The sequence below is a fragment of the Sideroxydans sp. CL21 genome, from assembly GCF_902459525.1.
Taxonomy (GTDB): Bacteria; Pseudomonadota; Gammaproteobacteria; order Burkholderiales; family Gallionellaceae; genus Sideroxyarcus.
Map to the genome: position 1 here is coordinate 3,406,563 of NZ_LR699166.1, position 12,032 is coordinate 3,418,594.

At 56.5% G+C, this 12,032-nt stretch carries 13 protein-coding genes; 4 read left to right on the forward strand and 9 right to left on the reverse strand.

Features of this window, described 5'->3' with window-relative positions:
- Positions 1-188 precede the first annotated feature (188 nt).
- The gene (locus QOY30_RS16230) at positions 189-611 is read left to right on the forward strand and encodes a surface-adhesin E family protein (RefSeq protein ID WP_283745661.1); all 423 of its coding nucleotides are present in this window, start codon (positions 189-191) and stop codon (positions 609-611) included.
- 72 nt (positions 612-683) lie between these two features.
- Positions 684-839 carry a hypothetical protein gene (locus QOY30_RS16235; protein WP_283745662.1) on the forward strand — a complete coding sequence of 52 codons (156 nt, stop codon included), beginning with the start codon at positions 684-686 and terminating at the stop codon, positions 837-839.
- Between the two features lie 18 nt (positions 840-857).
- On the opposite strand, the gene QOY30_RS16240 is transcribed toward QOY30_RS16235, so the two are convergent.
- From QOY30_RS16240 to QOY30_RS16280, 9 genes are all read right to left on the reverse strand, one after another.
- Positions 858-1,904 carry an AI-2E family transporter gene (locus QOY30_RS16240; RefSeq protein ID WP_283745663.1) on the reverse strand — a complete coding sequence of 349 codons (1,047 nt, stop codon included), beginning with the start codon at positions 1,902-1,904 and terminating at the stop codon, positions 858-860.
- Positions 1,905-2,118: 214 nt separating this feature from the next.
- Entirely contained in the window at positions 2,119-2,751 is a 633-nt protein-coding gene (locus tag QOY30_RS16245; RefSeq protein WP_283745664.1) for an FABP family protein, read from the reverse strand.
- Between the two features lie 352 nt (positions 2,752-3,103).
- Entirely contained in the window at positions 3,104-3,604 is a 501-nt protein-coding gene (locus QOY30_RS16250; protein ID WP_283745665.1) for a hypothetical protein, read from the reverse strand.
- Positions 3,605-3,813: 209 nt separating this feature from the next.
- The gene (gene tkt, locus QOY30_RS16255) at positions 3,814-5,862 is read right to left on the reverse strand and encodes a transketolase (RefSeq protein ID WP_283745666.1); all 2,049 of its coding nucleotides are present in this window, start codon (positions 5,860-5,862) and stop codon (positions 3,814-3,816) included.
- Positions 5,863-6,027: 165 nt separating this feature from the next.
- Positions 6,028-8,571, reverse strand: coding sequence for an alpha-glucan family phosphorylase (glgP, locus tag QOY30_RS16260; protein ID WP_283745667.1), 2,544 nt, complete (start codon positions 8,569-8,571; stop codon positions 6,028-6,030).
- Positions 8,568-8,837: a thiamine pyrophosphate-binding protein gene (locus tag QOY30_RS16265; protein WP_283745668.1), complete on the reverse strand. Its 270-nt coding sequence runs from the start codon at positions 8,835-8,837 to the stop codon at positions 8,568-8,570. Before QOY30_RS16265 ends, glgP begins: the two co-directional genes overlap by 4 nt.
- Complete coding sequence (locus QOY30_RS16270) at positions 8,834-9,859, reverse strand: class I fructose-bisphosphate aldolase (RefSeq protein WP_283745669.1); 1,026 nt, start codon at positions 9,857-9,859, stop codon at positions 8,834-8,836. Before QOY30_RS16270 ends, QOY30_RS16265 begins: the two co-directional genes overlap by 4 nt.
- Before the next feature lie 82 nt (positions 9,860-9,941).
- Complete coding sequence (locus QOY30_RS16275) at positions 9,942-10,262, reverse strand: chaperone modulator CbpM (protein ID WP_283745670.1); 321 nt, start codon at positions 10,260-10,262, stop codon at positions 9,942-9,944.
- Positions 10,263-10,264: 2 nt separating this feature from the next.
- On the reverse strand, positions 10,265-11,212 hold the full coding sequence (locus QOY30_RS16280; protein WP_283745671.1) for a DnaJ C-terminal domain-containing protein: 948 nt from the start codon (positions 11,210-11,212) through the stop codon (positions 10,265-10,267).
- A 253-nt stretch (positions 11,213-11,465) separates the two neighbouring features.
- Here QOY30_RS16280 and QOY30_RS16285 point away from each other — a divergent pair, with 253 nt between their 5' ends.
- Positions 11,466-11,780, forward strand: a complete 315-nt coding sequence (locus tag QOY30_RS16285; protein WP_283745672.1) for a DUF1840 domain-containing protein — start codon at positions 11,466-11,468, stop codon at positions 11,778-11,780.
- 11 nt (positions 11,781-11,791) lie between these two features.
- Positions 11,792-11,974 carry a hypothetical protein gene (locus tag QOY30_RS16290; RefSeq protein WP_283745673.1) on the forward strand — a complete coding sequence of 61 codons (183 nt, stop codon included), beginning with the start codon at positions 11,792-11,794 and terminating at the stop codon, positions 11,972-11,974.
- The last annotated feature ends 58 nt before the right edge of the window (positions 11,975-12,032 follow it).

Sequence of the window (12,032 nt, forward strand, 5' to 3'; positions counted from 1 at the left end):
GTCCGGAATATGCACCAAAGAACGCCGCACCTACCCGGGACAAGCAATTGATCCGGCAGCGTTCGGCCATAGCCGTTGCAGAAAGCTGCATTCTGATATCCTGTGCCCGGTGACAGTCATCTGACAGCTCTTAACAATTCAGACGGCCACAGGTATTCTCAGGGGGCGAAACAACCGGGGGGATAGCAATGAATAAATTAATTCTGGTGCTGCTATTTGCTGTGGTAAGCAACTCCGCGATTGCCGGGTGGGTTCAGGCCGGCAGCAATACAAACGTAACAGCCTTCGCCGACCCGGCCACCATTCATGCGGATGGCAACAAGGTCACAATGTGGAGTTTAATAAATTTTGCGTCGCCCAAGGCAGTTTACTTTGGCAATGGCGAGGCCCACATGCCTCTGGGTGACAATACGGCTTGGTCGGATAAAGAGCAGAGGGAATACGACTGCAAGAAAGAGCTGCAGCGATTACTGTATATCTCTTATCACTCTGAAAAAAAAGGCAAGGGCGAAATTGTTTTTAGAGAGTCATACCCGGATTCTGACTGGCGCCCTGTTGAACCTGACAGCATTAACATGGAACTGTGGAGAATCGCCTGCGGAAAAAATTAGGATCGTCCGCTTTCCGGGATCGCAAATGACCGGATTGGATAGCCGGTATTCAAAATTTGAATGGAGACAATTATGAGCCTCGGTCTTGGAATGTTGCTGGCTTTGGCTATCGTCGTGGCAGGCGGGTTAGTGATGGCCGGTATTGTGGTATTGCTACGTAATCGCAGCAACGTAAAAGCAGAAAAAACGGATTCAACCGTTTATAAATCAGCGGAGCAAAAAAAGTAATCCTGCGTCCTGCAGTTATCAGACGGACGCTGATTGGCTTTCAACTTCCGTCATATCGTTCCACATCATCACCACCAGCGCCATGAGTGCCGGGCCAATAAACAAGCCAATCAGCCCGAAAACTTCCACACCACCAAGAATACCGAACAACACCCATAGAAAAGGTAGTTCGACCGAATTGCCGATGATTTTTGGCCGCAAAACATGGTCGCCAATTGCCAGTACCAGCCAACCGAACACAAACACACTCACCGCGGCAGCCATTTTCCCTTGCAAGATCAGGACGACGGATACACCTGTAAAAATCAAGGGAGCAGCAAAAGGAATCATCGCCAGCGCGCCGGTCGACACCCCCAGAATTGCCGCATGAGGAGCACCTGCGACCCAGTAGGACATGCCTATGAACAATCCTTCTGCCAGTCCGACAAGCACAACGCCGTTCACCGTAGCCCTGATCGCGGTCGCTGCCTGCAGCCCATAACGCTTGCCGCTTTCGCCAGTCAATTTCTCAAGGAGCGTAAGTGTTTTGCTTGATAAACCCTCTCCCTTCTTGTACAGGAAAAAGAGCGTCACAATCGCAAATACCAGCGTGAACAGGCGGTGGGCCGCCTGCGCACCTATGTTCTGCGCAATTTCTCTTATCCATGAATTATCCGCACTTCCCAGGAATACAGAGAGGCCGGCCGGATCACTTAGATTAGCCGCCCACCACCCGGATGCCCGGTCGCCAACTATTGGAATTAAGTGCAGCCAGTCAGGTGCCGCTATCCCGGTTTTCTGCATCTGCATGATCCAGCTGGTCAATGCGCCCAGGTCAGAGGCAACGAGAATCAGTGCATAGATAATCGGAAGGAACAACAAGACGGCAACAGCAACGGTCATGATGGCCGCAACCCCCATGTCGTTAAGTTTGGTTTTTTGCGCGACCTTTATGCGCAAAGGCCAGGTTGCGATACCGATAACAACAGCCCACAGCATTGCCGGAATAAATCCGTGCATCAACCAAACGGCTGATGCGAGCAAGGTCAGGGAAAGATAGGTTTTTAGTTTGTCTTGTGCCAGCATTGTTTTCCTGAACATCGAAAGTTTGAATTATTTTGCGGACGCTACATGACCGGGTGGGAAATAACAATATGCCATTCAGTCTGGATATTTCACACCACAACCGCTATCCCTTGAGTAATGAACTCACACCCAAGAGTATCCTCGACTGTGGAGTCCGCGCTGTTGATGGTTGTAAAGAAACTGTCCCGGGACGGACGCCATCCGATAATGCCAATCATGATCGCGCCAATGGATTTGGCGTAGGTTCGGCTATCCTGGTCAGTGTATTTTGATCGGTATGATGAAAGAGATCGTTCTTTCCTTTTATCATCAGGACGGTATCTTCGTTGTAAGACCAGGTGCCGTCTGAATTGATGGATATTTTTATCCGGAATTCGACCGTCTTGAATGCATGGTCAAGAAATGGAGCCGAGCGAATTCCAAAGTTGGTGGAGTCATGCGTTGCGATCAGCTCGAATTCTTTCGCGTCTTCACTTGCATTCCCTGCTGCCATAACAATTTCACCGCGCGGAATCGTAAGGCTGTGAATCACAGTGTTCGTGGCGGGTTCCCATAACCAGTATCCTACTTGCTCGTGATAAGTCTTGACCTGATCGGGCTTTGTAACATGAGTGTGGTATCGCAGGCCATATAACAATTGCGGCCCGTTGGTCTGGGGATCAATGGGTTGAAGCTCAATATGCTCGACGTAAACTTGTTTCTTCGGCCCCTCAGCCTTTGGTTTGGTATCCAAACCCCGCCGGCCTTCCCAAATACCTGCCATTCCGCGAAGAGGGCCAAGATTTTTCAGTGTATCAACGTCGATATTTGAAGGCTCAGTGTAAATATCATTTGAAAAATGCGTCATGAAATCTCCAGTCATTCATCAGGTTAATCATCAACAGTCAAAAAATTCTTTGCCGTGCCTTCTTCAAGCGCTGTTGTCGTCCTCACGGTTCGAAGCACTATCTATTTATTGATCTTTCCATAATTAATTACACAAAAATTGTGAACTATCGTCATTCCGGCGAAGGCCGGAATCCAGTCAGAAAACAAACTCCCGCAACGCGGGACAAAAGCTAAAAGCATGTTGAATAAACCCGCTGGATTCCGGCCTTCGCCGGAATGACGAGATAACAGGTTTCGTGTGTTGTCACCAATTACGGAAATCTCAATAATCGGGCTTCTGCACCAGCATCAAAGACGCACAAGCTGCCTCATCAAAATCCGAAAATAAAACTGACCTCGGGATAAATTTCGCTGCACGAACCGTAAATTGACGTCTGGCAGTTAAGGTAGGATTCATACGCCAGTCCGACGCCGACCAAACTTTTGGAGCCCGAAGAAAAATAGACACCAGCGCGAGCCCCGACCGAATTGATGCCGGACTGACCGGAGATCATGGCATGACGATAAAATCCGCCCACATATGGCTGCACCGACGTTGCCCGATAAAAAACGTATTGCACGGACGGCGAGATTTTGTTGATACCGGGGCTGCTGCCCGACCAGTTCTCGTAAGACAAGCCGACACCCACTCCATCAAGCACGTAATAGTTCGCGCCCGCACCGACAATGAAATAGTTGTTGTTGAAAGCATTGCCGCTTCCGGCCAGCAAGGAAAATTGGGTGCTTCCCTGTCCGAAAATGCCGGCCACATCGGCAGCGCACGCCGGAAGTGCGGAAAATATCAGCAACGTCGTTAATAGTAATCTTTTCATATATCTCCTTGGGAAATGCGGTTGATGATCACACCGAATTCATGAAGCCTTACGTCGCTGTATTGACTGCGTAAACACTGTCGTCATTTTTTTCATGTGACGGATTTGGAGAAAGATAAGCGCATCCCGTTCGAAAACCCTGCCGCCTAATCGGGCATCACATGTGTGAGGTGACTGATCGTGTCCGTAGCCGATCCTGAATACTGATTTCATCTGCCCAGCAGTACTTTTGCCCGTGCGCAAACATTGTCCACGGTAAAGCCGTATTCGCGCAACACGGTTGCGGCCGGTGCGGAAGCGCCGAAACGTTCAACACCGAGCATGTCGCCGCGCTCGCCGACGTAATGCTCCCATCCTTGCGCCACACCCAGTTCGACAGCGAGCCTTGCACCGATTGCAGGCGGCAGCACCGCATCGCGCTCGGCTTGCGGCAAAGCCTCGAACAGCTCCCAGCTTGGCATCGAGACACAGCGCACTGCAATGCCTTGCTGTTGCAAGCGTTCCGCCGCCGCCACGATGAGGCCGACTTCAGAACCGCTAGCGATCAGGATCACTTGCGGTTTGCCGTCTGGTGCATCGCTCAGAACATAGGCGCCACGGCGCAGTCCATCCGCCGTTGCGTAGCGGCTGCGGTCGAGTGTGGGCATATCCTGCCTGCTCAGTATCAATAGCACCGGCCGGTCGCGCGCTTCCAGTGCGACGCGCCAGGCGACCGCAGTTTCATTGGCGTCGCCGGGGCGGATCACGATGAGGTTCGGGATCGCGCGCAGGCTCGCCAGTTGTTCCACCGGCTGGTGCGTGGGACCGTCCTCCCCGACGGCAATGCTGTCGTGCGTGAACACGTGCACGACGTGCAGACTCATCAATGCTGCCAGCCGAATCGATGGGCGCATGTAGTCGGAGAAGATCAGGAATGTCGAGCCATACGGAACAAAGCCTCCGTGTGCCGCAAGCCCGTTGACGATGGCGCCCATCGCATGCTCGCGGATACCGAAGTGCAGGTTGCGGCCGGCATAGCTCCAACCGGCGCTGTCGGAACCCTGTTGGTCGGTGTTCTTTTGCGGCAGGGGATTGAAATCGCCCATGCCTTTCATGGCCGTTTTCGTCGATGGATCGAGGTCGGCCGATCCGCCGGTCAGCGCCGGCAGATTGGGTGCAATGGCGTTCATTACCTTGCCGGATGCCTCGCGTGTCGCAAGCCCTTTGGTGTCGGCCGGAAATACCGGGATGTCGGCATCCCATCCCGGCGGCAATTCGTCCCGCAGGCGGTACTGAAGCTCTGCTGCCATCTCTGGAAACGTCTTGGCGTAGGCGCTCATGCGCTCGTTCCAGGCAGCCTCGTCTTGCGCACCGCGTGTCACTGCTTCCCGGAAATGCACCATTGCCGCGTCAGGTATCAGGAAGTCAGGTTCGGTCGGCCAGTCCAGTTTCTGCTTCGCCTTGCGTACGTTGTCCGCGCCGAGCGGTGAGCCGTGTGCCTTGAAGCTGTCCTGCTCGGGCGAGCCGTAACCGATATGGGTACGCACCAGGATCAGCGAGGGGCGGGTGGTTTCCGCGCGTACCGCCGCCAAGGCGGCATCGATTGCGTCGATGTCGTTGCCGTCCGCCACCGAAACGGTGTGCCAGCCGTAGGCCTCGAAGCGCTGCGCGCGATTTTCCGAAAAGCTGATGTCGGTACCTGCAGCCAGCGTGACGTAGTTGTCGTCGTAGAGGCAGGTCAGTTTGCCGAGTTTGAGATGCCCGGCCAGCGAGGCTGCTTCGGAGGCCACGCCTTCCATCAGATCGCCGTCGCTGACGATGGCATAAGTATGGTGATCGATGAGGGTGTGGCCGGGCCGGTTGTAACGCGCGGCGAGTTGCGCCTCAGCGATCGCCATGCCGACCGCGTTGCCGAAACCCTGACCCAACGGTCCGGTGGTGGTTTCCACTCCGGGCGTGTGTCCGCGTTCGGGGTGCCCCGGTGCCTTGCTGCCCCATTGGCGGAATTGCCGAATATCGTCCAGAGACAGATCGTAGCCGGTCAGGTGCAGCAAGCTGTAGAGCAGCGCCGAACCGTGTCCGGCCGAGAGCACGAAGCGGTCGCGGTTGAACCAATGCGGATTGCGCGGGTTGAACCTGAGCCAGCGCGTCCACAGTACATAAGCCATCGGCGCTGCTCCCAGCGGCAGGCCGGGATGTCCGCTGTCAGCCTTCTGTACCATGTCTACCGACAGAAAGCGCAGGGTGTTGATGCATTGCTGATCGAGTTTGCCGGACATGGTTGTCTCCTGAATGAACACGGGGGGTGTAGGCCTGCCAAGCCGGTTTGCACGAAAGTCTGGTAGGTCGGGTTTTAACCCGACATGTCTGGCTAAAGCCAGACCTACTCAATAATGTCGGGTTACGCTGTGCTAACCCGACCTAGGGGACTACGGAACTTTGAATCATCGCTGCCAAAGAATATGATTCTCTTCGAGGGGAATCGCCACGCCATCGCGCTTCGGCATGAGCCGCGCCGTATAGTCTGACGCCGTGCGAACCACAGAGACGCTGGCACGATAGACATAGCCGTTGATTGCGCCCACCAGTAGCCGCACGCGCTGCATCTCCACACGCTCCGGCGCAGCGCCGCCTATGCCTTCGGCGTAGAGCTCGACCCGCACCGCATCCGGATCGAAGCCGTCGAGATACATCTGCACTTCAAATACATGCTGCTCGCCGACAGTCTCGATCTTGACCTCACCGAAACGTAGCGCGTTCCATTTTTGCGCAAGTGCCCGCTGCCAATCGACCATCTGGACACCGAACGCACCTTTGTCCGCGCTTCGCTCGCGGTAGGCTGCGGCTGCCGGGAGGTAGTGTTGTTCGGTGTATTCGCGCACGGTGCGGTTGGTGGAAAACCTGGGCGTCAATTGCGCCATGCTCTCCCGCATGCGGTTCACCCAGGCAACGGGTATTCCCTGATCGTCACGCGAGTAGAACTCCGGGACCACTTCGCGTTCGAGCAGGTCATAGAGTTGTCCGGCTTCGTGCGCGTTCCAGTCCGGGTCATCGCCATGTTCGTGACCGTCGCCCAATGCCCAGCCCACTTCCGGCGTGTAGGCTTCCGCCCACCAGCCGTCCAGTTCGGACAGATTGATGCCGCCGTTGACCAGCACCTTCATGCCGCTGGTGCCGCACGCTTCCCACGGACGCAAGGGGGTGTTGATCCAGACATCGACACCCTGCACCAGGTACTCGCTCAGGAGCATGTTGTAGTCGCTCAGGAAGATCACATGGCGGCGCGCCTCGGGACTCCGGATGAATTGTATCCACTGCCGGATGAGAGCCTGGCCTGCACGATCCTCAGGATGTGCTTTGCCCGCGATGATGAGTTGTACCGGGCGCTGCGGATTGCTCAACAGACGCAGCAGTCGCTCCGGATTGTGCAACAGCATGTTAGGACGCTTGTAGGCGGCGAAGCGGCGCGCAAAACCCAGGGTCAGTACATTGGGATCAAAAAACTGTTTCGCATCCGCCACCTCTTCCGGGGTAGCGCCGGAGGTAGCCAGTTGCCTGGACAGGCGCTCGCGCACGTACTCCACAAAAGACTGGCTGGCCGCAATGCGAAACTTCCAGAGTCTGGCGTCGGAAACACGGCGCATGTTTTGCCCGGTGATCTCTGACGTCCCCATCCAACGGTCTTTGCCGCAAGCCTCGGTCCACAGTTCATCCGCTTCCGCGGAATCCCAGGTCGGCATGTGGACGCCGTTGGTGATGTGCCCGACCGGGACTTCCGCATGCGGATAGTTCGGAAACAGGGGCTGGAACAGATGTCGGCTTACCCGGCCATGCAAGCTGCCCACGCCGTTCACTGCGCCGCTGCCGCGTATCGCCAGATAGGCCATGTTGAACGGTTCGGCCGGATCATTCGGATTCTGGCGGCCGAGCGCAAGCAGGTCGTGCAATGTGATGCCGAGATTCTTGGCGTAACCGCCGAGATATTGCTCGATGAGGGCCGGTGCAAAACGATCGAATCCTGCCTCTACCGCCGTGTGCGTGGTAAACAGGTTGCCGGCCCGGGTCACAGCCAGCGCCACATCAAAAGGTTGGCCGGATTCCTGCATGTAGTCCCGCGCCCGTTCCAGCACCGCGAAGGCGGCATGCCCTTCGTTCAGGTGGCAGACTTCCGGCTGCAAGCCAAGGGCACGCAGCAAACGCCACCCGCCTATTCCCAGCAGCATCTCTTGCTTGAGACGCAACTCCGGCCCGCCACCGTACAACTCGCTGGTAATGCCGCGATGCGCCGGATAATTCGCGATGTCATTGCTGTCGAGCAGGTAAAGTTTCACGCTGCCTACCTGGACTTGCCAGGTACGCAACCAGACCGAGTAACCGGGCAACGGAATCTCCAGTCGCAACCACTCCCCATCCGGTTTGCGCAAGGGCGTGATCGGCAATTGTCCCGGGTCGTTATACGGATAGAGTGCCTGTTGCTCTCCGTCGCGGTCAATCACCTGGCGAAAATAGCCCTGCTGGTAGAGCAGCCCCACACCGATCACCGGCACGCCCAGATCGCTGGCGGCTTTGAGCTGATCGCCCGCCACGTTGCCGAGACCGCCGGAATAGATGGGCAACGCCTCGCTCAACATGAATTCCATGCTGAAATACGCAACACAGTTCAGCGGCGATTGCGGATGCGATTGCTGAAACCATGCCGGCGCATCTTCCGCCCGCTTCTTGGACTGCACGAGGGCATCTATCTTTTTGCGGAAAGCCGGGTCGGCGAGCGCGTTGCGCAGCTTTTCGCGCGAGACTGTCTGCAGGACATCGCTCGGATGATGCGTCAGGTCCCACAGCACCGGATCCAGTTCCCGCCACACTTCGTCGGTGGCATGACTCCAGGACCAGCGCATATCCAGGGCCAGATCGACCAGCGATTCGAAGCCTTCGACATCTGTGGGCAACAGGTCGTATAGCGGATGGTTTCCCCGTGCTTGTTCGCTCATGCTCTCGCCTCCGTCTGAACATCAAGGCCAGGCCCGACGCCAAAGGTGGATGCAAAAGCACCAATGCCTCGAATTCTGGCATAGCCGTCGGCTGCATACGCGGTGTTGAGCTCATTGCAGGTACCGACATACTTCACTTCGCTCTCCAGCACCTGGTTGAAGAAGCCGAGAACAAAGTCGCCCGGTACACCGAACAGCTGATTCACCCCGATCTGTTTCAACCGGATCGGCAGATATTCGGCAACCGTGATCTCCCGGCTTGTCAATTCGCGGACTCCATCGCGGCCAGATATTCGCCCCGCTGGGCTGCACCGTTCAACCTTGCACGTTTCAGCAATGCCAGTTGGGCCGCGGCGACATTCTCCGGCTTGCCCTGCCAAACCTGCAGCACCGGCTCTTGCAGGGCACGGCCATAGGAAAACGATAGCAGCCACGGCATGCCGGGGAGGCCGGCATTCATGGCATTCAGGTTGGCCGTCGCCTCCTCCGGACTCAAACCGCCGGACAGGAAATTGATGCTGGGCACTGCCGCCGGAACGGTGCGCCGGAATACGCGCAGGGTCGCCATCGCGATCTCTGCAGCGCTGGCCCGCAGCGGATAATCCTTGCCCGGCAGCACCATGTTGGGCTTGAGTATCATATGTTCCAGCACGACATGATGGCGGTGCAGTGCATGAAAGATCTCCTTGTGCACCGCCTCGGTCACTTCGGCGCAGCGAGCCAAGCTGTGATTGCCGTCGATCAACACTTCCGGTTCTACAATGGGCACGATGCCCTGCTCCTGACAGACCGCCGCATAACGCGCGAGCATCTCTGCATTGGCCGAGATGCCCAGCATCGACGGGTTGCGTTCGCCGATGGAGTAGACCTCGCGCCACTTGGCAAAACGCGCGCCCTGCCCTTTGTGGTCACGCAGGCGTTCCGCCAGTCCGTCCAGCCCGTATGTGATGAGATCGCCGGGCGACAGTGCCAGCGGCCCTTTGCCTTTGTCCACTTTGATGCCGGGCACGATGCCGCGCCGCGCCAGCACTGCCGGCAACGGCGTGCCATCGCCGGCGGACTGCGCAAGCGTGTCCTCGAATTCGATCACGCCGCTGATATAACTCTCGATGCCGGGGGCAGTGAACAGCAGGGTGCGATAAGCGCGGCAATTCTCCGCACTGGCTTCCACCCCGATCGATGCAAAGCGCTTGGCGATGGTGGGCTGGCTTTCGTCAGCAGCGAGTATGCCTTTGCCGCGTTGCACCATCTGCTCCATGGTGGCTTGAAGTTCGTCTGTGATGGTCATGGTCGTCTCTCGCCTTTCAGCAAAGTTGTTCAAATTCGATCGGCGGATTTCCTGTCATCCGGTTTTCCGGTGAAATACAGCCTCATTCGTTTTCCATTGCCCTGATCCGCGCCCGCAGTGCTTCGACTTCATCCAGCAATTGAAAGGCCAGCGCCACGCCCGCGAGATTGACCCCCAGATCGCGCTGCAGGCGCAAGGACACCGTTGCCCGGTGCATGTGGATTCCGGTGAACCGCCAGCTGGCCGGCTCGCGCCCGGCCGGTGCAAGTACACCTTCTTCAACCAGTTCGATGATGTATTCCGCGTGTACCGCACATGCGCGGCAAATATCGGCCAGCGTCAATCCGGTTTGTTCTTCCAGAATGATTCCGCTCAGTTGCGGCAGCATTTCATCGTTGTCCATGCTCACACTCCCAGCTTGCTGCGCGGGTTGAAGGATTTGAACTGCCCGGCCATGTTGCGGTATACCTCTTTGGCCGCTTCATCGTCGGCAGGCGGCAGGGCGATCTTCAGCACAGCGTAAAAATCACCCGGCGTACTCGACGGAATGCCGCGGCCTTTAAGTCTCAGTTTGTTTCCAGTGGCAGCACCGGCCGGAATCTTGATCTCGACGACACCGCCCGGAGTGGGCACATTCAAGGCCGCGCCCAAAGCCGCCTCCCAGGGAGCAACGGGCAGGTCGAGATACACATCGTGTTTCTCGACTCGATAGTAGGGGTGCGGACGGAACTCGATTTCCAGGAACAGGTCACCCGACTTGCCTTGCCCGGAACCTGGCGCACCCTGCCCCGCCAGGCGGATATGCTGCCCGGCACGGATGCCGCGCGGTATGGTCACGTTGAGCTTGCGTTCGCGCATCGCCACACGCCCCTGCGCGTCGACTTCGGGGACTTGCAGTGTGATGGTGCGGACTGCACCGGTGTAGGCATCTTCCAGATCGATCATCACTCTGGCGTGATGGTCTTCGCCTTTTGCATGGGGTTGCGCACGGCGGCCGCTTCCCGCGCCAAAGCCTTGCCCATAGAGCGATTCAAAAAAGTCGCTGAATTGCGCCGCGTCGCCGTCGGTAAAGCCTCCGCCGGAAAATTCAAAGCCGGTATTCCAATCGGGAGGCGGACGGAAATCCTGGCCCGCTTTCCAGTCGGCGCCCAGCTTGTCGTAGGCTGCACGCTTTTCGGGATCCTTGAGTACTTCATTGGCTTCGCCGACTTCCTTGAAACGGGCTTCGGCATCGGGCTCTTTGCTGACATCCGGGTGATATTTGCGCGCCAGCAGACGATATGCGCGCTTGATCTCATCCTGGGTAGCGTCGCGCGCAACCCCCATGATCTTGTAATAGTCCTTGTATTCCATGGCTCTATTTGTTTCCGCTCGGATCCGGAGAAACGCAATGATGGCCAATATGTTTGGCACAGTCACCACGGACAATATATTACTCAACGCAATGCTTGCCAAGTTAAGGCCAAACCACTTTGGCTGTATGTACGCAGACGCACAGTGCATATTGTTTGCCAAGTAGTAAATGGGGCCATGGCGCATGACACCCTGCAACTTCCCGTTTGCGCTATTGTTCACAAGGTTCAATTTTTGATTCGAGGAGGACTGTATGCTGGTGACATTCTCAACCGATAACTATCCCAATATCACCCTGTTTGGGGATGACGCGCTTGCCATGCTTAAAATGATGGGTCACAGCGCAACCGTGCCCGGTTCCATCCGGGCGGAAGACGTTTCGCATGCGCTGAATCTGTTGACCAGTTCCTTGGCTGCGGACAAGGCACTTCCGAAAGTGGCCGCCAAAAATGACGAGGAACCGGTGGTGAGCGCAGCCCATCGCGGGATGCCCCTGGTCGAGCTGCTGACTGCGGCAGTCAAAGCGAACGACTATGTGATGTGGAACGAATCGACGTTCATAAAGTAAAAGGGTACGCCATGAAAAAAATGGAACAACTGGAATTGGATGCTCATCGCAATGATATCGCTGCCGACATGCAGGGCTTGCTTGAAAAATACCGCACGATCTTCGGTTGGGATATTCCGGAGATCGATCAGAAGAATGCGGACAAACTGATTCTGGCGGCTATGCACAAGGCTTTGGATGACATTTCCGTGTAATTGATAATTTGTATCAACAATAGCTCCGCTGGAAATTGGGGACGCGTGCGCCTACACT

Coding starts and splice junctions, on each gene's coding strand:
- QOY30_RS16235 (WP_283745662.1), top strand. CDS start 684: ATGAGCCTCGGTCTTGGAATGTTGCTGGCTTTGGCTATCGTCGTGGCA.
- QOY30_RS16270 (WP_283745669.1), bottom strand. CDS start 9,859: ATGACCATCACAGACGAACTTCAAGCCACCATGGAGCAGATGGTGCAA.
- QOY30_RS16275 (WP_283745670.1), bottom strand. CDS start 10,262: ATGGACAACGATGAAATGCTGCCGCAACTGAGCGGAATCATTCTGGAA.
- tkt (WP_283745666.1), bottom strand. CDS start 5,862: ATGTCCGGCAAACTCGATCAGCAATGCATCAACACCCTGCGCTTTCTG.
- QOY30_RS16240 (WP_283745663.1), bottom strand. CDS start 1,904: ATGCTGGCACAAGACAAACTAAAAACCTATCTTTCCCTGACCTTGCTC.
- glgP (WP_283745667.1), bottom strand. CDS start 8,571: ATGAGCGAACAAGCACGGGGAAACCATCCGCTATACGACCTGTTGCCC.
- QOY30_RS16250 (WP_283745665.1), bottom strand. CDS start 3,604: ATGAAAAGATTACTATTAACGACGTTGCTGATATTTTCCGCACTTCCG.
- QOY30_RS16290 (WP_283745673.1), top strand. CDS start 11,792: ATGAAAAAAATGGAACAACTGGAATTGGATGCTCATCGCAATGATATC.
- QOY30_RS16285 (WP_283745672.1), top strand. CDS start 11,466: ATGCTGGTGACATTCTCAACCGATAACTATCCCAATATCACCCTGTTT.
- QOY30_RS16280 (WP_283745671.1), bottom strand. CDS start 11,212: ATGGAATACAAGGACTATTACAAGATCATGGGGGTTGCGCGCGACGCT.
- QOY30_RS16230 (WP_283745661.1), top strand. CDS start 189: ATGAATAAATTAATTCTGGTGCTGCTATTTGCTGTGGTAAGCAACTCC.
- QOY30_RS16245 (WP_283745664.1), bottom strand. CDS start 2,751: ATGACGCATTTTTCAAATGATATTTACACTGAGCCTTCAAATATCGAC.